We start from the raw sequence: 20,255 nt of genomic DNA on the forward strand, positions 1-20,255 counted from the left end.
CAAACCCGAACGAAGCTCTTCGGGTTTGTTCACTTTTGCTTAATCAAAGTTGGGGTCATACTCGATCTTGCACACAGCATTTTCGCGGCCAACTATCCGGTGATTCCGTAAGCTCGTCAGCCACAACGAAATTCGCGATCGGTGTATCAATATAAGGACGAACTGCATCGAAGGGAACGGCAAATATGTCATCCTCTATCACCTCACAGCGAACCGTCGCTCCGGCGGTTGACGCAACAGGCAAGCCACTGACCCACCCCACAGAACTTGCCGATGAGACCATCGCCTTGGTCCGCCACTGGCTGACCGAAGCCGCCACATTCCCGGTCGACGCCTCTGCGGCGCGCCTCGCGGGAGTACTGAAAGATCCCAAGGGCCTGGACTTCACCGTGGGATTCGTCGACGGCGTGATCCGCCCCGAGGATCCAAAGGTCGCGGCCAGCAACCTGAAGCGGCTGGCCCCGATGGTGCCGGCCTTCCTGCCGTGGTATCTGCGCAAGGCCGTCGCCCTGGGCGGCACCATGGCTCCGCTGCTGCCGGGAATCGTCGTGCCCGTGGCCCGCAAGGTGCTGCGTGAAATGGTCGGCCACCTGATCATCGACGCCTCGGATAGCAAGCTGGGCGGCGCGATCTCCAAGATCAAGCGCGAAGGCGTGAACCTGAACGTGAACCTGCTCGGCGAGGCGATCCTCGGCGAGGGCGAAGCGAACCGCCGGCTGGAGGGCACCTCCAAGCTGTTGGCCCGCGACGACGTGAACTACGTCTCGATCAAGGTGTCCTCCACCGTGGCCCCGCATAACCACTGGGCCTTCGACGAGGCCGTGGAGCACATCGTGGCCAAGCTGCGCCCGCTCTACGAGCTGGCCAACAACGCGAGCGCGAAGAAGTTCATCAACCTGGACATGGAAGAGTTCAAGGACCTGGAACTGACCATCGCGGTCTTCACCAAGCTCCTGTCGCTGCCGGAGTTCAAGGACCTCTCGGCCGGAATCGTGCTGCAGGCCTACCTGCCCGACGCCCTGGGCGCGATGATCGAGCTGCAGGAATTCTCCGCCGCGCGCGTGGCCGCCGGCGGCGCGCCGATCAAGGTGCGCGTGGTCAAGGGCGCGAACCTGCCGATGGAAATCATGGAAGCCGATATCCACGGTTGGCCGCTGGCCACCTGCCACTCCAAGCAGGACACCGACACCAGCTACAAGTCGGTGCTCGAATACGCGCTGCGCCCGGAACATGTGCAGAACGTGCGCATCGGCATCGCCGGGCACAACCTCTTCGACGTGGCGCTGGGCTGGCTGCTGGCCAAGGCCCGCGGCGTGCAGCACGGCATCGAGTTCGAGATGCTGCTGGGCATGGCTACCGGCCAGGCCGAAGCGGTGCGCCGCGACGTGGGCGAGCTATTGCTCTACACCCCGGTGGTGCACCCGGCCGAATTCGACGTGGCCATCGCCTACCTGATCCGCCGCCTCGAAGAAGGCGCCAGCCAGGAAAACTTCATGTCCGCGGTCTTCGAACTGGAGCAGAACGAGGAATTGTTCGAGCGTGAGACCAACCGCTTCCTCGCCTCGCTGGAAAACCTGACCGACGTGGTGCCCGCAACGTACCGCGTGCAGAACCGCCAGCTGCCCGACGCCTCGCTGACCGAGGTGGTGGCCGGATTCGCCGATGGAACCACCGAGTTCTTCAACACCCCGGACACCGACCCGAACCTGGGCGCCAACCGTGCCTGGGGCCGGGAGATCCTGTCCAAAATGCGCGATTCGAACCTCGGCAAGGACCTGGTCGCCGCCCATACCCTGTCCTCGACCGCGCAAATGGATGAGGCCATCGCCATGGGCGTGGGCGCCTCGGCCAGCTGGCAGGCGCTCGGCGCGGCCGGCCGCGCGGAGATCTTGCACCGTGCCGGGCTGCTCTTCGAAGAGCGCCGCGCGATGCTGCTGGAGGTGCTCGGCTCCGAATGCGGGAAGAACATCGACCAGGGCGACGTGGAGATCTCCGAGGCGATCGACTTCGCCCACTACTACGCGCAGCGCGGCCTGGATCTGGAAAACGTCGACGGGGCAAGCTTTGTGCCCTCGAAGCTGACCGTGGTCACCCCGCCGTGGAACTTCCCGATGGCGATCCCCGCCGGGTCTACCATGTCGGCGCTGGCCGCCGGGTCCGCGGTGATCATCAAGCCGGCCACGCTGGCCGCACGCATCGGCTCGGTGATGGTGCAGACCCTGTGGGATGCGGGAGTGCCCCAGGACGTCTTGCAGCTGGTCTTCGCCGGCGAGCGGAAGCTCGGCACGCAGCTGGTTTCCGACGAGCGCGTTGACCGCCTGATCCTCACCGGCGGCTACGAGACCGCGCAGCTGTTCCGCTCCTTCCGCAAGGATCTGCCCTTGCTGGCCGAAACCTCGGGGAAGAACGCGGTCATCGTCACCCCGCATGCGGACCTGGACTTGGCCGCCCGCGATGTGGTGGCCTCGGCCTTCGGGCACGCCGGGCAGAAGTGCTCGGCCGCCTCGCTGGTGGTGCTGGTCGGCTCGGTGGCCGAATCGCGCCGCTTCAACAGCCAGCTGATCGACGCGGTGAAATCGCTGACCGTCGGCTACCCGTGGAACCCGGAATCCCAGATGGGACCGCTGATCGACGTGCCGGGGGAGAAGCTCGCGCGCGGCTTGACCACCCTGGGCGAAGGGGAGCGCTGGGCCATCGAGCCGAAGCAGCTCGACGAGTCGGGCAAGCTCTACTCCCCGGGCGTGCGCTACGGGGTGCAGCGCGGCAGCGAATACCACCAGACCGAGTACTTCGGTCCGATCCTGGGCGTGATGACCGCGCAGAGCCTTGAAGAAGCGGTCGAAATAGTCAACGACATCGACTTCGGGCTCACCTCCGGGCTGCACTCGCTGGATTCGGAGGAGATGGCCTACTGGCTGGAGAACATCCAGGCCGGCAACATCTACGTGAACCGCGGCATCACCGGTGCCATCGTGCAGCGCCAGCCCTTCGGCGGCTGGAAGCGCTCGGCGATCGGCGCGGGCACCAAGGCCGGCGGCCCGAACTACCTGGTCGGCATGGGCAGCTGGCGCGATGCACCGGTGACCGAAACGGCCACCTTGTCGGCCTTCGACGAGCGGCTGCTGAACGCCGCGGAGCTATCGGGCGAAGACGCCGACTGGTTGCGCGGTGCGCTGGGCAGCGACAAGCTGTGGTGGCACCAGGAGTTCAACGCGGCCAAGGACCGTTCGGGACTGGCCGCCGAGCGCAATATCTTCCGCTACAAGCCGGTGGATGTCACCGTGCGCTTCGAAGCCGCCTCCAGCGGGCACGGCATCACCGAGGCATTGCGCGTGGTGGCCGCCGGGGTCACCGCCGGTTCCCGGGTGATCTTCTCCGCGGATGCGGACCTGCCACGCGGGGTGCGCAACCTGTTCGCCGAGCACTCGGTGACGGTGGTCCGCGAAGATGCAGAGGCGTTCGCCGCCCGGGCCGCGCGCCTGGCCGCGAAAGAGGGGCCGACCGCGGCCTCGCGCATCCGCTTGATCGGTGGTTCGGCCAAGGCCGTTGCCGAGGCCACCGACGGCAAGCCCGATGTGGCGATCTACGCCTCGCCGGTCACCGGTGCCGGACGCGTGGAGTTGCTGCCGTTCCTGCACGAGCAGGCGGTATCGATCACCGCGCACCGGTTCGGTACGCCGAACCACCTCAGCGACGGGCTGATCTAGTCCGCTAGAGCTCGGCGCGCAGCACTCAGGCCGGTCCGCTTCCTTCCGGGGAGCGGGCCGGCCTGTGCCGTTGGCGCACGACGTGCGGCGCGGCAGAATATCAGGGCTCGACCAAACCGGTCCGGTACGCCAGCACGGTGACCTGGGTCCGATCGCGTGAGCCGGTCTTGGCCAGCAGCGAGGAAACATGGGACCGCACCGTTTCAATTCCGAGCACCAAATCCGCTGCGATCTCCGCGTTGGTCATGCCCCGGGCGATGCGGGCAAGCATCTGGCTCTCGCGCGTGGTGAGCGGGGGCCCGGTGTAGTCCGTGCTCCGGGCCCGGGGCCGGAGCAATTCGCGGACGGCCTCGGGAAAAAGCAGGCTGGATCCGTGGGCGACGGTGCGCACCGCCTGCACCAGCTCTTCGGCGGTGGCGCGCTTGAGCAGGAATCCCGAAGCCCCGGCCGCCAGTGCCCCGCGCACGTAGTCGTCGTGCTCGAAGGTGGTCACCACCAGCACCTTCGGCGGATCGGGCAACGCCAGGATCAGCTCGGTGGCGCGAATGCCATCAACATCGGGCATCCGCACGTCCAGGCACACCACATCGGGATTCGAGCGCCGCACCAGATCCACGGCCTGCGCGCCGTCCGAGGCCTCCCCGACGACCTCCAGGTCCTCCTCGGACTCCATGATCAGCCGGAACCCCTGGCGCACCAGAGGTTCGTCGTCTACGAGCAGTACGCGCACGCCGTGCGCGCCGGGCGGGGTCGCGCCAGCGTTCATGAACCGTGTCCTTTCCTCAGCAGCGGCAACTCGATGCGTGCCGTCCAGCGATTCTCGTGCAACCCGATGTCCGCGGTGCCGCCGCAGAGCGCCACCCGTTCGCGCACCCCGAGCAGACCCCGCCCACCGCCGGGGCGGCTGCCTCCGGCTCCCGGTGCGTTCTCGACACGCAGCTCCAGGGATTTGCCGGTGTGCCGAACCAGCAGCCGAACCTCCCCGCCGGCGCCGTGGCGCCGCGCGTTGCTCAGCAGCTCGGCCACGATGCCGGCCAGCTGCTGGCCGAGCATCTCGGGGAGATCCTCGGGCAGCTCGATGGCCGCCCGGAGCTCCATGCCGTTGCGCCGGTGAGTCTCGACCAGGCTCCCGAGGTCGGTGTGGGAGGGCGCCGCGGCACCGCCCCGAAGCACGGCCAGCATCGCATCGAGCTCGGCCATGGCCGAACGGGCCGTGGATTCGATGGTGTCGAATCGCTCCGCCGCCATCTCCGGGGCGCGCCGTGCCAGCCGGCGGCCGGCGGCCGCTTGAATGCCGACGATGCTCAGCGCATGCCCGATGCCATCGTGCAGCTCTCGGGCGATGCGGTTGTGCTCGGCCTCCCGATCGGCCCGGGCCAGGGCCAGTTGGAGGCGGTCATGGGTGGTGGGTCCGAGGAATCTGCCGACCAGCCGGGCGGCGAGCAGCCCGAGCGGCCACCAGGACAGCAGCGCGGCCAACGCGATCAGCGCCGCCAGCATGGCTCCGAGCCATCGGCCGGGTCCGGCCGACGGAGCAGCGAGCCCCAGCGGCAGGGGGCGAGCGGTCAACAGGTCGAAGGCCGCCGAGCCGGCCAGCGGCAGAACGATCAACAGGCAGCTGGCCACGAAGAGGCCGCCCGCCAGGTGGAACAAGACCCAGAGGACCGTCTGGATCCGGTGTGCGGGGCGCACTGTCAGCGGCGCGACCAGCTCCTGGCGGCTGGAGAGCATGGTTCGCGCTGCGCTGACCTCCACCTCGCGAACACCGGGCACCAAGCCCAGGGCCGCGCCGAGCAGAATCGACCCGGCGGCGATCGCACCGAGCAGCCGCGGCTGCATTGCCCCCTGGCTGGCCGGTGCTTCGGCGACCGTGTACACCAGGACCATGACCACCATGACCACCATGATCGTTGCCGTGGCGATTGCGGCGCCGGACATCAACCAGGCGAACTGCCGGAGCAATCGGGATACGGTGGTCATGGCTCTATCCTTGCCTATGAGCCGCTGTGCGGGCTAGGGGCCGGAGTCCGGATAATCCCCGAGGGGCCGGTGATCCGGCGGTGCCCGACGTAGCCCCAGGCGGCCAGCGCCAGCGCCGGTCCCCAGAGCCAGCAGGGGAACACCAGAGCCATGAGAAAGCTTCTCTCGGACGCTGCCGCCTGCACCAGCAGCGGAACCGCGGTGAAGCAGAGCATCGCGGCAACCGCCCCGGCCGGCAGTGCCGCGGCCATGACGGGGACGGGACGTCCGGCCAGCCAGGGCACCCAGCGCGGGAAGTTCTCGCCCCAGGGGCGGAGCAAGCCCATGGTCAGCACCGCGCCGAGCCACGCGCCGGAGGATAGCGTGATGCCCCAGATGCGGGTCGCGGGGTCGGCCGCCGCGTCCCCGCCGAATATCGGCCAGGGGGTGAACCAGGTCAGCCGGGCCAATGCGTAGGGCAGCGGCCCGCAGGCGGCGATGAGGGTGAACACGCGCCGGTGCCGGGTGACCCAGCTGGTGGCCCGGGCGACGAATTCGGTGCCCCGGGCACAGCGGATGGTCACTGCGGCCCATAGGAGCGCGAGAAGCAGCAGCAGCAACGGTCCGAACAAGTTCGCGCCCTGGCCGGCCAGTTGCGCCACGAAGGTGGTGGCCAGGTTGCCCAGCGCCTCGCGGCCCAGCACCGCCGCACCGGCCAGGAGCACAAGCGCCGGCACGCCAAACGTCCAGCGGGCCGCGGGGTAGCGGCGAATCACCTGGACAAGCAGCCCGACGAGCAGCAACGGCATGCACAGCGCGAGCAGGTAGCCGGCACTGGTCAGCGTCGCGCTGCTGCCGAAACCCGCACCCAGCACCAGGGTCAGCAGCGCCGCGCCGGCCATCGTGCCACGACGGCCCAGTGCGCCGGAGAGTGACGCGGCACCGGTGGCCAGCGCGCCCAGGGCGGTGATCAGGAAGACCCGCGTAGCGGTGTCGCCGGAGGTCAGCGCCGCGATGAGGGTGGCGGTCTGCTTCGCATGAAAAAATGAGTCGGCCGGGTGCAGCAGCCAGACCGCGCCGAGGACCGAGGCGAACAACGATGCGGCGGTGGCCGCCAGCAGCAATCGGGGGAGTGTGTATGTGCTCATAGTCCGATTCTTCTCCGAGCCGCTGCCGAGCGCTTCACCCGCGCGGGGGAACTGCATCCCCCGCGCGAGCGATTTTGATGCTTGCCGCGGGCAACCGCCGCAGGCTTGTACGCGGCCCCCGGTGCGCAGCACGAGGGGGCTGCCGGTCCCATTCGAACTTGCCGTGCCGATGGCGGTGAGAAAGGCAGCGACCCCGAACTCCGCGGTATTTCAATCTATCGAATTGTGCAGAGCTTGGAATATCGGGCTACTTCTTCCGGAACTTCCTCCCGACGCAAAGGGCTGCGACCCGATTGCTATGACGCGAACAACTGGTCGATGAGCTTGGTAATTGCTCCTCGCTAGCTAGGTAATCTGGCGCTATTCGGACTGAAATTGATGCCGCCACTGGCCAGCAGGCAGTCTCAAGCCAAAATGCTGAGCCGCGGATGTCGGGAACTCAAGGTCCGTTGCTGGCTGCGCTAGGTGCCGGGTGGGTCATGGGCCTTTTTGTAGACTCTGCCAATAAGCCACTGGCACTACGAGGTCGAGGACCTTATACGTGCAAGTAACAAGCAACTAATTAAAATGCGGCATTCATCGAGCCCTTCTACATCTCATCCGTCGAATCATTCGGACTCAGGAGCCTTGCGAACCAGTTGAAGCCGGACCGCGTGCGTCATGTACGTTGCGATACTCGACTCTCATGCGTACTGATCTTCTCGGCGGTGAAGTCTTAATGAAGACGACAAGCGTCCGGGGCTCTGGGCAGGGATAAGATTTCACCCATGGCGCGTACTTTTACACTCATCCAATTGCGGTACTTCATGGAAATCGCGCGATTGGAAAATATGCGTGCGGCAGCCGCGGAGCTTAATGTTACCCAATCAACTTTGTCGGCTTCCTTGAGCCAACTTGAACGCGACCTTGGAGTCCAACTCTTTCAACGGCTACCGAACCGTGCTCTGCGTTTAACCCAGGACGGCAAGCGGATGGTCGCCGGGTCGCGCATGCTACTCGAAGATGCCGATGGCCTTTATGCCTCCATTAGTGGAGAAAGCCAGCGTTTATCCGGAATCTTGCGCGTTGGGCTCTTTGCGCCGTTGGCACCATTCATTGCACCAAAACTGCTGAAGGAATTCAGTTTGATGCACCCTGGAATCACCATATATTTCGTCGAAGGTGACCAGCAAAGAATTCTTGATGCCCTACGCCATGGTGAGTGCGAGATTGCATTAATGTATGACTTAGGTGTCGGGACAGAGTTCTCAATGGAACCGGTTGATCAGCTCGGCGCGCACTTGATCGTCAGTGAAGAGCACCATCTGGCGGTTGAACGACAACCGGTGCATCTGGCGCAAGTCGTCGAAGAGCCGATGGTACTACTCGATCAAGAACACTCTCGCGAGTATTTCCTTCGACTATTTTCGAGCCTGGGTCTTGAACCCAATATTGGCCATTGGGTTTCGGGCTATGAAACTGTGCGTTCGTATGTGGCCATGGGTCTTGGATACTCGATATTGAATCGGAAATTGTCCCACGATAAGACATACACCGGTCGGTCGGTAGTTCCGATCGAAATCGCCGACCCAGTATTGCCCATCGCAATGGTGGTTGTTTACCCCAAGGATTTGCCGGTCAGCCGCAAAGCTCGGGCCTTCGCCGACTTTAGTGCACGAAATATGAGCGCGTAGCCTCACTTCTGATCAATTTTTCCGATCAGGGTAACTAATCTTTTGCGTTGGATAATGTCGCTCACGTCACACATTCTTGATAACTAAGAGACCGAGCATCGACGCTCGCTCCTTCCCAAACACCACCAGCAATATTCACCGCTGGTCCCTGTAACGAAAGAAGGCAGCATCGTGACAGTGAGTAGCAGCACCCCGACAACTACGGATGCCATAGATCAACGGCAACAACAAAAGATGAAGAGGCGTGTGCTCGCCGGAGGAAGCATTGGCCAATTCATCGAATTCTACGATTTCACGCTGTATGGGCTGTCCGCGGTCACCTTGTCTGCTTTGTTCTTCCCATCCCAGAGCCCACTCGCAGGGCTGTTGGCCACCTTCGCAACATTCGGAGTCGCCTTCTTCGTTCGACCGCTGGGTGGATTGTTCTTCGGAGCATTAGGTGACAAGATCGGTCGGCGCAAAGTCTTGTTCGTGACTCTGATGACTATCGGATTGGCCACCTTCGGGATTGGCTTGTTGCCTACTTACGCGCAGATCGGCGCGCTAGCTCCAGCGCTGCTGGTGTTGTGTCGGTTGGTTCAAGGATTTTCCGCTGGCGGCGAGTCCGTAGGCGCTCCTGCCTTCGTCTTCGAACACGCTCCGATCAACCGGCGCGGGTTTTGGCTAAACATCACCCTCGCCGCCACAGCGCTTCCCTCCGTTATAGGCGGCACGTTGATACTCGTGTTATCAACGACGATGGATCCAGCGAACTTCCAATCTTATGGTTGGCGAATTCCTTTCTTGCTCGCACTGCCGTTGGCGCTCTTTGGGCTTTGGATTCGCGCAAAGACGGAGGAATCGGAAGAATTTAAAGCCGTTCTGGCGAAGAATGAGCACAAGGAATATAGTCCGCTGCGCCAAACGTTCGCCGAGAACAAACTACGCATGCTGCAGGTAGTCTTCGTGATGGCGCTGACCGCGATGGGCTTCTACTTCCTCTCCGGGTATTTCGTATCCTATGTGCAAGTTTCTGGAAACCTCAGTCTGGAAATGTCGTTGCTTGCCAACGCCGTCGCGATGGCTTGTTATGCCCTGTTGCTACCTCTCGGTGGCATGTTGGGCGACAAATTTGGCCGAAAACCGATGCTCATTGTCGGCTCTGCTTCTTTGCTGCTTCTTAGCGTTCCCTGCTTCTGGCTCGTCACGAGTGGATCTTTGTCCTTGGCGATAGCTGGCCAACTGCTCTTTGTGATCCCAATGTGCATCTACGGAGGCGGCTGCTACACGTTCTTCGTTGAAATTTTCACCACCAAAACTAGATTTACCTCCTCTGCAATCAGCTACAACGTCGCGTATGCGCTATTCGGCGGGACGGCCCCCTTCATCGGAACGTGGCTTGTTTCGATGACTGGAGTCTCAATGATGCCAGGTGTCTATATGGCCGCAGGGGCACTGATAGTGCTTTGCCTGTTGCTGTTTACCCCGGTACCGGAAACACACCCACTGTTCAGCAAACCGGAAACGCCCCTAACCAACTAGCTAGACGAATGCCGATTCAATTTTGAAAGGTACGAATAATGCATCACGAGTTCCTGACCGATTTTCACCATGTCGCTACATTCGGCGCTACTGCTAACTTAGGCGTTGACCGTCAAGCTGCAACGCCGGAGGACAAATTGAGCCGAGACTGGTTTGCCGCGTTCACCGCCGAAAAGGGGTGGGAATTGCGCGTAGATGGGATCGGGAACATGTTCGCGCTGATCGAATTCAACCCAGGTGCGCCCTACATTCTGCTGGGCTCACATCTGGATTCCCAACCTTTGGGTGGACGCTTTGACGGCGCCTATGGCGTCATTGCCGGGTTGCACGCCGCCCAACAGATTGTGGAGCGGCAACGAATAGAGGGCGAATTGCCGCAGTTCAATTTAGGCGTTGTGAACTGGTTCAATGAAGAAGGTGGTCGTTTTGCACCATCTATCATGGGTTCTTCGGTATTTGTGGGGTCCATGGACGAGGAAGAAATGCTGAAGGTTACCGATTTGCAAGGCATCAGCGTTGCCCGGGCTCTCGAAGCAATTGGATATCTGGGCAAGGACCCTCGCCCCAACGTCGCGGGATACGCGGAAATCCATATCGAGCAGGGTCGGGTTCTGGAACGGGAATCAGTATCCATCGGTGCCGTGGACTATTCGTGGCATACGCAAAAACTGGATGTCGAAGTGCTAGGCGAACAGTCCCACACCGGGGCTACCGCCATGGCTGATCGCCATGACGCATTGGTTGCCGCAAGCAAAGTGATCTTGAAGGTGCATGACGTCGTCGAGCGCTTTAGCGAGGGGAATATCGTCTCCTCAGTGGGTCGTATGACGCTCGAGCCCAATTCGCCCATCGTGGTCGCTCGACGTGTGCATTTGGTCGCCGATTTGCGCGCGGTGGATAAAGACTTAGTTCTCGAAGCACGGCGTCTCCTTGTCGGAGAAATCGCGGAGATCGCTAGGGAGCATGACATCAAGATTAACGTCAACGATTTCGACGTGCGCGGAATCCAGTATTATCCAGAATCCGGTTTGCAATTGGTGGAAAAGGTTTCGGCAAATCTTGGCCAGAGCGTTCGCCGGATCCGTACCATGGCAGGGCATGATTCAGTTGCGATGAACAAGATCGTGCCGACGGTGATGATGTTCATTCCTTCCATCGATGGCGTCAGCCATTGCGAACGAGAATTTTCTACAGACGAAGACATGTCCACCGGCTTGAACGTCCTCGCCGAGACTGCCTGGCAGATGATATTCGGAGCGTTGGATCCAGATTGCCAGCACTCGGATCTCGTTTCTGACTCGGTGGGGCGGATTTCGTGAATTACGCAGATTTGGCATTTCTGTCAGCGGTCGAACAGAAGCAGGCATTTGTCGAGGGGCATACCTCGCCAAGCGAAGTCCTAGAAGCGCAACTTAGTAGGGTTGATTCCTTCAACTACGGTGAAGAGATAGGAGTCAATGCCTTCACCGAAGTCATGCAGAATGAAGCACGAGAATCCGCACGAGCGGCCAGCGATAGGTATGCAAGGAATCGACACAGCAGTAAGCGTAGTCTTCCTACTCTCCTTGGCATCACGGTAGCGACCAAAGAAAAACACGCCTTGGCAGGGAAAGCACATACTCAGGGGCTGATGGCCCAGCGCGGCACTTCGGCTGGGGTGGATCATCCCGTTGTCGCACGACTGCGTGCCGCGGGAGCGATCATTCATGCGCGTACGACGAGCCCAGAATTCAGTTGTGCAACTGTCACACATTCGCCGATGTGGGGAACGACGCGAAATCCTTGGAACTTGCGGATGTCGCCCGGTGGATCCTCCGGCGGTGCAGGCGCAGCCTTGGCAGCGGGGTTCACGACGTTGGCGACGGCTTCTGATATCGCAGGATCTACGCGCATACCCGCTGCCTTTACCGGAACTGTGGGTTACAAGGCGCCATACGGTCGAGTACCGGGGGCTGGGTTCTTAGCCGTCGATTGGTACCGTGGCGATGGTCCGATGGGACGCACCGTCGAGGATGTCGCGCTCATGTCATCTGTTATAAGTGGCAAACATTCGTCGGATGCGAATTCGTGGGGTGCTCCAGGAAAGGAATTGCTTGGCGAGAGAAAGCCACTCGATCAAGTGCATATCGGGGTAAGTCTTGATCTGGGGGATTACCCTGTATCAGCGGACGTAGCACGATGCTTCACAGATGCAGTCAACCTATTTCGTGCGTCCGGTGCCAAAATTTCAGAAATTAAGATTCCTTGGTCGACGGAGCAAATCAGAAAGACAATCTTTGCTCATTTTGGACAGATTCTCGCCCCGGCAATGGCTGAAATAATTGGAAACTCCACCGAACCAAGGGCGGCATACACCGACCAGTTCATCAGGGATTCTCTGGAGCAGGCAAGAACGGTTTCACTGATCGAATCATTACAGATGGATGTGCTAGTGAACGCCCAATTGGCAGCTGCGACTGCGGAGGTAGATGTATTGATATGTCCAACTAACGCGATGGACTGGCTGCTTGCTGATGGCAACTATCTCGATGGGTTACAAATTGGCGATCGGTCTCTGGCTCACTATTGGGAAGGGCATATGACTAGCCCTTTCAATGTCGCTAATCAGCGCCCAGTTCTTAGCATTCCGTGCGGAATCGGCGCCAACAACGTTCCCGTGGGCTTGCAGGTAGTGGGGCAAACCTGGGACGAATCATCGACCTTTGGAATTGCCGCCGAACTCGAACGGGTCCTTGAATTCAGCAATCGAGCCGAGTTGAATGATTCGCCCGTATTTGTAGAAGGTTAAATTTCAGGTGGAGGCCAAAGGGCTCCAGCTGCAGTTACTCCGCGGTACTTGACCCGGATCCAGACAGTGGGGCAGGACCGTCCAGAGCAGCCCGTCCTGGACGGTCGCTTCGATCCGGCCAAGCTCGATCGTCGGGTGACGGTTGAGGCAGGATAATGCCAGAATTGCCAGTCTCGTTTCGCCGCCGTCCAGCCAGACGCGGGCGCAAACCGGCAGTTCTCCGCTGCCGCCGGAATTGGCCGAGAGTTCAAACAGCGGGTGCAGCGCGTTGAGCTTGTCGGCCGGGGCGGGTGCTCAGGATTTTGCGGATAACTGGCCCCGGTAGCGCGCGGCCAGCGCATCGGCGGCCACGGAGAGCAGCGCGGGAAGGATATAGCGGGCGAGCGTGGCCAGCACGAAGAGGGGCAGCGATCCCTCGGGGGCCTGCGCGGCGGCCAGCGCCAGGAAGCCAAAGCCGAGCCCGCTGGCCAGGCCCACGATCCAGCCGGCGGCACCGCGCGGGCGCAGGATGAACCAGCCGGTGAGGGCCACCAGCGGAAGGATCAGGCCCAAGGTGTGGAAGTAGCCGGTGTAGGCGCCGGTCAGATCGAGCGCGGAGACGAAGAACCAGTCGCCGTATTCCACGCTGCCCAGCACCGGGAGCTTGAGCAGCAGATCGAGCAGGAAGCTAAGCATGATGATTCCGATGCCGAAGATTTTTGCCGCACGGGTGATTGGCAACAACCAAAAAGTGGCTAGTACCAGGCAGCGCAGCACCCAGAGGCTGACTACTACCAAGGCGTTCGAACCTAAGACCAGATGGGTCATGGCTAGCGCGGTGTTGCCGGCCAGTCCGAGGATCACCGCGAACCAGATGAAGATGGACAGGGCTGAAAGCTGCATGCGGGGTTTGTTCTCGGTCACCGAATCAAGTGTAGTCAGCGCGGCTGTGTACTGGCTATATTGGCGGTTTAGAGTTCCAGTTTGAGCGCCTTGCGCAGGGTCAGCGCCCCGCCGGTGTGCATCACCGCACGGCGGTAGATCCGTTCGGCGAACAAGATAGTGAACCAGCAGGTAGCCAGCGTAAGGGCCAGTGAGATGAGCGGTTCAACCAGTGAGACTTCACCGCCGAGCAGGCGGATTGGCATCGCGACGGAGGAAACAATTGGCACATAGGAGGCGATGACCAAAAATCCGTCCTTGGCGTAGATTCCGATGAACAGCACCGCCATCAACACACCGACTACCGGCCCAGAGGATTGTTGGAGGTCTTCGGTACGGCTGGCTAGTGCTCCCAGCGTCGCCCAGATTCCGGCGAGGACCAGGAACCCGACGAGGAAGAAGGCCACAAACCAGCCGGCTACTTGCGAGACGACTCCAAGGAACGGGATCTGAACTGGTGATAGATAGGCGGCGAACAGGCCCACGGAGAGGAAGAGCAGCAGCTGGGCCAGCGCGAGAATCACGTTACCCAAGATTTTGCCCGCAAGCAGCTGACGCAGATTGATCGCGCCGGCGAGGATCTCCACTACCCGGTTTTGTTTTTCTTCGATCACCGAGTTGGCTATCGGCATGCCGAAGATGAGTGCTGACATATAGAACAAGAAGGAGAAGAGGAACGCCATAGCCTTGATCATGGAGGCACGTTCGGCGTCCCCATGCATTTGGGTGACCGTTAGTGCACCGTCGCCCGGTAGCTGATCTGCGTTCAGCCCGGCCGAAGTGAGCAGTCGCGCGGTCAACACCTTCTCGGTGGCTTCGCGCAGCGCCCCATGGAGTTTGTCCGGGACTTCATCGGATCCGGTGAGCGTAAATTTATTTGCTGGGCCCTGGCTCAGCGTGGCATCAAGCTCCCCAACATCAAGTTGCGCGGTGGCATCATCGGCCGGTAGCTGTTCGACGTTGATTTTCAGCTGGTCTTCGGCGTCCGAGGCCGCTTGGTTGAGGACGGTGAGACTGGCCTGATCGGTGGCCGCCACCGAAAACTGCGTGGTGCGTGTGGCGAGAAATCCGGTAACGGCGATCGAACCGATGATCAGCAACAGCGTGACCAGGGTGGAGATGATGAAGGCCTTGTCGCGCAGCTTCGTTTCGACTTCGCGCAGGGTGACGATCAGCCAGGCGGGGGTGGCAAGGGTGTTCATGCGATGATCTCCCGGTAGATATCCGCCAGCGCGGGGCGGTGCAGGGCGAATTCGGTGACCGTGCCGCGGGAGAGCGCGTGGGCCAGCACGCGTTGCGCGTCGCCTGGCGTGCCGAAGCTGACCAGGGCGTGCTGCCCGGAGAGGTCGATCACCTCGACCCCCGGCTCGGTGCGCAGCCAGCCGGCATCGGCGCCCAGGGCCAGGCGGTGCCTGCTGGCTTGGGCGGTGCGCAGCTCGCTGGCCGGGGCGTTGGCCAGGATCTTGCCCTCCTGGATGATGACCAGGTGGTCCACCAGGGTATCGAGCAGATCCAGCTGGTGCGAGGAGAAGAGCACCGGGACGCCGCGGGCCGCGTAGTCGCGCAGGATGGAGCTCATCGCGTCCACCGCCAACGGGTCCAGCCCGCTGAAGGGTTCGTCGAGCACCAGCACGTCGGGTTCGTGCAGCAGCGCGGCGGCCACCTGCACGCGCTGCTGGTTGCCCAGCGAAAGGGCCTCCAGCCTGGATTTGGCCCGGTCCGCCAGGCCGAAGCGGGCCAGCAGGTCCATCGCGCGGGTGCGTGCGGTGCCGCGGGCCAACCCGTGGAGCTGACCGAGGTAGATCAGCTGGTCGATCACCGGCTGCTTGGGATACAGCCCGCGTTCCTCCGGCATGTAGCCGAAGTTGGGGCGGGTGGGCGCGTCCAGGGCGGCCCCGTCCAGGGTGAGCCGGCCGCCGTGGGCGTTGAGCAGTCCCATGATGATGCGCATGGTGGTGGTCTTCCCGGCGCCGTTGGCGCCGACGAAGCCGGTCAGCGCCCCGCGCGGCACGGTGAAGCTCACCTCGTCCAGGACCTTGGTTCCGGCAAAGGACCGGGTGATCTGCTGAAGTTCGAGCATGCTCGGTCTTTCTGGCTTGGGAATCTCTTCGCTTGCCTTCCAGCTTAGGAAGGCCGGGGCGGATCCGCCTGATGCTTGGGGATGAAACTATTGGATGAGCCCGGCGCGGTGGGCGTAGAGGGCCGCCTGGACGCGGTCGCGCAGGTGGAGCTTGGCCAAGAGATTCGACAGGTGGGTTTTCACCGTCGCCTCGGACAGGGCCAGCAGGGCGGCGATCTCCTGGTTGTTCTTGCCGCTGGCCAGCGCGGTGAGCACCTGGCGTTCGCGGGCGGTCAGCGCGTGCAGCGCCGCGCTCTCTGCGCCCGGTGCCGAGGTGCCGGGGCGCGCGCTGGTCTTGCGGGCGATGAGCTTGAGCGTGGCCTCCGGGGAGAGCAGCGCGTATCCGGCGTGGATCTGGTGGACCGCGTTGAGCAGCAATTCCGGTTCGGCGTTTTTCAGCAGGAAGCCGCTGGCCCCGGCGTCGAGCGCGTCGAAGAGGTAGTCCTCGCGGTCGAAGGTGGTCAGCACGATGATCTTGGTGTCCACGGTGCCCGCGAGCCGCGCGGTGGCCGCGATGCCGTCCAATGCGGGCATCTGGATGTCCATCAGCGCGACATCCGGGGTGCGGGTGCTGATCAGCTCCACGGCTTCGGCGCCGTTGGCGGCGGTGCCGATGACCAGCAGCTGCGGATCGGTTTCCAGGATGAGCTTCAGCGAGGAGCGGATCAGTGGCTGGTCATCGCAGATCACGACGGTAATTTGGCTCATGGGCTTAGCCTAGTTCCCTTCGGGGGATCCGGGCAGGCGCAGCCGGGCGCGGGTGCGCCAGCCGCGCGGGGTGCGCGGGCCGATCTCCACCAGCCCGTGATGCAGCGCGGCGCGTTCGCGGATGCCGCGCAGCCCGAAGCCGCTGCCGGCGCTGTCCGGGCGGGGGGCTCCCTCGTCGGTGACTTCCACCTCCACCCAGGATCCCTGCGCGTCGGTTCCGGAGCGCAGCGCGAGCGTGGCGGCGCGGGCGGTGGAGTGGCGCCGCACATTGGCCAGCGCCTCCCCGCAGATGCGGTAGAGGGCCAGCGAGAGGCCGGGGGCCAAGGAGGCGAAGAAGCCCGGGGCGTGCTCGTCCTCGGAGAGCTGCACGTGCAGCCCGTGCGCGGCGTTCTGCTCTAGCAGCCCGGGCAGCGCCGCCAGCGAGGGCTCCGGGGCGCGGGCGGCGGAATTGCCGGTCCCGGGATCCTGCGGGGACTGCTCGCGCAGCACGCCGAGCAGCGAACGAGTTTCGGCCACCGCGCTGCGTGCCGAGGACTCGATGCCGCGCATCAGTTCGATGGCCTGGGCCGGATCGCGGTCCTGGACCAGCCGGGCGGCGGAGGCCTGGACTCCGACGGAGGCGATGTGGTGGGCGATGACGTCGTGCAGCTCGCGGGCAATGCGCAGGCGTTCGGCGTTGACCGCGCGCGCCGCGAGCTCTTCGGCCTGCGCGGCGATGCGCGCGGCCTGGACGAGCACCAGGGATTTGGCGTAGGAATTCGACCAGCTGGTCAGCCCCAGGAAGATCGCCCCGCCGAAGAAGAGCACGTTGATCAGGAAGCTGTACAGCGGCAAGGCCAGCTCTTCGGGGATCGAGCCCATCGGGTTTTCGACCAGCAGCTGGTTCGCGGCCGAATACAGGTCGCTGGTGAAGAAGGAGAGGACCAGCCACACCGCCATGCTCAGCAGCACCAGGGCCATCGCGGTCCACAGCCCGCGGCGGTTGCGGGCCCAAGCCACGGCCGTGTACAGGCCCAGGAAGTAGGCCAGCTGGGCGCAGAACTGCATGACGACGGTGGCCGTGGCGGGGGAGCTGCCGATCAGGAAGGCGGCCGAAGAGATGAGCATCATCGTGATCGGCCAGCGGCGGCGGAACATCAGCGGCAGGATCAGGGCCGCAAGCAAGGCGAAGGCCAGCGGGCGCTCGGCGCTTTTGCCCGTCTCGGTCAGCGAGAGCACCAGTTCCAGCATGAGCAGCGCCAGCAGGTAGAAGCCCAGCGCCACCGCGATGTCGCGGCGCAACGCGGTTGCCGACGGTGCCGCGCGTTCCCAGTCGGCCGGCGGCAGCGAGGGGACCTGGCGGTGCAGCAGCTGCGAAAGGCGGTGCATAGTTCTTCCTGTTCGGTGCATTCGTTGCGGATGCGAGGGCTCTTCCGCACTGGACTTTACCCGCCGACCGGGCCCGGGTGAATGCGCCTTGGGGATTACGCCATTTGTCGCGGTGGGCGGCGGCGGGCTTGGCCACATAAGTTACTAAGCGGTAATGTGATCTCATGCACATGATTTTTCGCATCCTGCTGATGCTGCTCCAAGGCAAAAAAGCCCCGAGGCTGTCCATGCTCGACTCCGGAACCCTGTCCATGCGCGCGACGCTGACCGATATCGACTTCGCCGGGCATATCAACAACGGCATGTACTTCTCGATCTTCGATCTGGGCCGCTTCGATCTGATGTTCCGCTCCGGGGCCTGGGCGGTGCTGCGCAAGAACAAGTGGAGCCCGGTGGTACAGGCCGAAACCATGACCTTCAGGAAGTCGGTGAAGCTCGGGGTGAAGTTCACCCAGGAGACCCGGGTGCTGGGCATGGATGAGCGCTGCATCTACTTCGAGCAGCGCATCGTGGTGGCCGGCGAAATCTATGCCCGCGGCTATATCGCCACGCGCATGACCTCGAAAACCGGGCCGGTGCCCAACGAGCGGATCCTTGCCGCGCTCGGGCTGAGCATGCCCGAAGACCGCGTGCTCCCCGAATGGGTCGCCCGCTGGCGTGCCGAAAGCGCCCTGCCCGGCGCGCGCAAGCCCGCTCCGCACTCCTGGATCGGCTAGGCGCCGCGGCGCGCGGCGTCCAGGAACCGGGCGATCAGCTCCGGGTCCTTGACTCCGCGAGCGGACTCGACCCCGGAGGAGACATCCGCGCCGCTGGCCGCGGACTCGGCGAGTGCCGCGGCCACATTCTCCGCGGACAAGCCGCCGGCCACCAGCCAGTTGCGCCCGGCCGCGAGGGTGCGCACCTTTGCGTAGTCCCAGCTTTCCCCGCTGCCGGGGACCGCGGCGTCGATCAGCAAGAAGTCCTCTCCCCAGTCCTCGAATGCCTCGGGCTGCGCGTCCATGCGCACCGCGCGGATCACCCGGAATCCGGCCGCGCGCACCGCTTGCACCTCTGCGCGGCGCCGTTCCCCGTGCAGCTGGATCCAGCCGAGCCCGGCGGCAGAGGTGCGCGCGATGGCCGTTGCGGTATCCTCATCGCGGAACACCGCCACGGTGGCCACCTTGCTGGGGACTTGCGCGGCGAGTGCTGCCGCCAGTTCCGGGGAGACCTGACGCGGCGAGGCGGTCAGCACGAAGCCCAGCGCGTCCGCCCCGTGCTCCAGCGCGATCGCCACGTCATGCTCCGTGGCCAGGCCGCAGATCTTCACAAACGGGCGGGCGCTCATCGAGTGGCCTCCGCGCTGGCCTGCGGGTCGCTCAGATGCGTGGGGGTGTAGCCGCCGGGCGCGTTGGCGCGGATCTCAAGCAGTTCGCGGGCGTGCTCCCAGAGCCGGGAGTCCTCCGCGCTGACCGGCACCCAGGTTGGCACCGGCACCGCCGTGCCGGTGTCGTCGCGGGCGACCAGCACGGTCAGGCAGTAGGTGGTCAGCTCCATCTGGTTGGTTTTCGGATCCCCGGAGCGCACGTGCACCGCGATGTGCATGCCCTTGGAGCCGGTATAGACCAGCCGGGCCTCGACCTCGACCAGATGGCCGATGAGCAGCGGGCGGTAGAAGCGCACGCCGCCGGAGAACACCGCGACGGTGTCCCGCCCGGCGTAGCGGCTGGCGCACAGGGCGGCCGCCTCGTCGATCCACTTCATCACGATGCCGCCGTGCACCTTGCCGCCCCAGTTCACGTCGGTGGGCGCGGCGAGGAAGCGCAGGGTCACCCGCGGCGCGGTGCCGGCGTCGGTATAGGACTGGTCGTTCATCGACTCGACGATGCGTTCGCGGATCTCGATGCGGGCCAACGCATTCTGCCGCAGCTGCAGCTCGCGTGGGGTGCCCGGGGAGAATGAGGGCACTTTGGTCGGTTTGCCCCGCTCATCCACCGCCACGAAGATCACCAGGCAGGTGGAGGAGGTGACCGGGCGCAGCTCGCGCGGATCGGAGAAGGACACCTCGGTGCGGATATGCATGGAGCTGGTGCCGGTGTAGACCACCGAGGCGGTGACCTCCACCAGGTCCCCGGAATGGATCGGGTCCGCGAAGTGGATATTTCCCACGTAGGCGGTCACGCAGTAGCTGGCGGACCAGCCCACCGCCGCGGCGTAGGCGGCCTTGTCCACCCATTCGAGCACGGTGCCGGCGGCCACCGTTCCGGTGATCCCCACATCCGTGGGCGCTGCGAGGAAGCGAAGGGTCACCGAATGCGGCCGGCTGGCCGTTTGCAGAGCAGTCATTTGTCTAGTTTCCCCCGCGCG

At 63.5% G+C, this 20,255-nt stretch carries 16 protein-coding genes; 6 read left to right on the forward strand and 10 right to left on the reverse strand.

Annotated features, from left to right (window positions below; all coding sequences use genetic code 11):
- Positions 1–185 precede the first annotated feature (185 nt).
- Complete coding sequence (locus CQ015_RS15740; RefSeq protein ID WP_105570264.1) at positions 186–3,707, forward strand: bifunctional proline dehydrogenase/L-glutamate gamma-semialdehyde dehydrogenase; 3,522 nt, start codon at positions 186–188, stop codon at positions 3,705–3,707.
- Between the two features lie 100 nt (positions 3,708–3,807).
- Here CQ015_RS15740 and CQ015_RS15745 read toward each other — a convergent pair whose 3' ends face one another.
- The 3 genes from CQ015_RS15745 to CQ015_RS15755 are packed head-to-tail and all read right to left on the reverse strand — an operon-like array spanning position 3,808 to position 6,814.
- On the reverse strand, positions 3,808–4,473 hold the full coding sequence (locus CQ015_RS15745; RefSeq protein ID WP_105650596.1) for a response regulator transcription factor: 666 nt from the start codon (positions 4,471–4,473) through the stop codon (positions 3,808–3,810).
- Entirely contained in the window at positions 4,470–5,687 is a 1,218-nt protein-coding gene (locus CQ015_RS15750; RefSeq protein ID WP_105650597.1) for a sensor histidine kinase, read from the reverse strand. The genes CQ015_RS15745 and CQ015_RS15750 overlap by 4 nt, the downstream gene beginning before the upstream one ends.
- A 14-nt stretch (positions 5,688–5,701) precedes the next feature.
- The gene (locus CQ015_RS15755; protein ID WP_146114080.1) at positions 5,702–6,814 is read right to left on the reverse strand and encodes a hypothetical protein; all 1,113 of its coding nucleotides are present in this window, start codon (positions 6,812–6,814) and stop codon (positions 5,702–5,704) included.
- Positions 6,815–7,581: 767 nt separating this feature from the next.
- Here CQ015_RS15755 and CQ015_RS15760 point away from each other — a divergent pair.
- The 4 genes from CQ015_RS15760 to CQ015_RS15775 all read left to right on the forward strand — a co-directional run bounded on the left by CQ015_RS15760 (position 7,582) and on the right by CQ015_RS15775 (position 12,796).
- A complete protein-coding gene (locus CQ015_RS15760; RefSeq protein ID WP_105554504.1) occupies positions 7,582–8,487 on the forward strand; it encodes a LysR family transcriptional regulator in 906 nt (301 codons plus the stop codon).
- A gap of 177 nt (positions 8,488–8,664) precedes the next feature.
- A complete protein-coding gene (locus tag CQ015_RS15765; RefSeq protein ID WP_258133755.1) occupies positions 8,665–10,008 on the forward strand; it encodes an MFS transporter in 1,344 nt (447 codons plus the stop codon).
- Positions 10,009–10,046: 38 nt separating this feature from the next.
- Positions 10,047–11,327: a M20 family metallo-hydrolase gene (locus tag CQ015_RS15770; protein WP_105554505.1), complete on the forward strand. Its 1,281-nt coding sequence runs from the start codon at positions 10,047–10,049 to the stop codon at positions 11,325–11,327.
- On the forward strand, positions 11,324–12,796 hold the full coding sequence (locus CQ015_RS15775; protein ID WP_105554506.1) for an amidase: 1,473 nt from the start codon (positions 11,324–11,326) through the stop codon (positions 12,794–12,796). The genes CQ015_RS15770 and CQ015_RS15775 overlap by 4 nt, the downstream gene beginning before the upstream one ends.
- Positions 12,797–13,090: 294 nt before the next feature.
- On the opposite strand, the gene CQ015_RS15780 is transcribed toward CQ015_RS15775, so the two are convergent.
- From CQ015_RS15780 to CQ015_RS15800, 5 genes are all read right to left on the reverse strand, one after another.
- The gene (locus CQ015_RS15780; RefSeq protein ID WP_105570261.1) at positions 13,091–13,699 is read right to left on the reverse strand and encodes a hypothetical protein; all 609 of its coding nucleotides are present in this window, start codon (positions 13,697–13,699) and stop codon (positions 13,091–13,093) included.
- Between the two features lie 47 nt (positions 13,700–13,746).
- Entirely contained in the window at positions 13,747–14,919 is a 1,173-nt protein-coding gene (locus CQ015_RS15785; protein ID WP_096286726.1) for an ABC transporter permease, read from the reverse strand.
- Positions 14,916–15,797 (reverse strand): ABC transporter ATP-binding protein, encoded by an 882-nt coding sequence (locus CQ015_RS15790; RefSeq protein WP_096286728.1) that lies wholly within the window; start codon positions 15,795–15,797, stop codon positions 14,916–14,918. The genes CQ015_RS15785 and CQ015_RS15790 overlap by 4 nt, the downstream gene beginning before the upstream one ends.
- 87 nt (positions 15,798–15,884) lie before the next feature.
- On the reverse strand, positions 15,885–16,544 hold the full coding sequence (locus CQ015_RS15795; RefSeq protein ID WP_096286730.1) for a response regulator transcription factor: 660 nt from the start codon (positions 16,542–16,544) through the stop codon (positions 15,885–15,887).
- 9 nt (positions 16,545–16,553) lie between these two features.
- Entirely contained in the window at positions 16,554–17,912 is a 1,359-nt protein-coding gene (locus CQ015_RS15800; RefSeq protein WP_181150445.1) for a histidine kinase, read from the reverse strand.
- Positions 17,913–18,076: 164 nt separating this feature from the next.
- On the opposite strand from CQ015_RS15800, the gene CQ015_RS15805 reads away from it, so the two are divergent.
- Positions 18,077–18,628 (forward strand): acyl-CoA thioesterase, encoded by a 552-nt coding sequence (locus tag CQ015_RS15805; protein ID WP_105554510.1) that lies wholly within the window; start codon positions 18,077–18,079, stop codon positions 18,626–18,628.
- Here the strand turns inward: CQ015_RS15805 and CQ015_RS15810 are convergent.
- Together CQ015_RS15810 and CQ015_RS15815 are read right to left on the reverse strand one after the other, a co-directional pair.
- Positions 18,625–19,236: a phosphoribosylanthranilate isomerase gene (locus CQ015_RS15810; protein WP_105554511.1), complete on the reverse strand. Its 612-nt coding sequence runs from the start codon at positions 19,234–19,236 to the stop codon at positions 18,625–18,627. The genes CQ015_RS15805 and CQ015_RS15810 overlap by 4 nt on opposite strands.
- A complete protein-coding gene (locus CQ015_RS15815) occupies positions 19,233–20,234 on the reverse strand; it encodes an acyl-CoA thioesterase (RefSeq protein WP_105650600.1) in 1,002 nt (333 codons plus the stop codon). The genes CQ015_RS15810 and CQ015_RS15815 overlap by 4 nt, the downstream gene beginning before the upstream one ends.
- Positions 20,235–20,255 lie beyond the last annotated feature (21 nt).

Origin of the sequence: Arthrobacter sp. MYb221 (assembly GCF_002979835.1) — a bacterium.
Lineage (GTDB): Bacteria > Actinomycetota > Actinomycetes > Actinomycetales > Micrococcaceae > Glutamicibacter.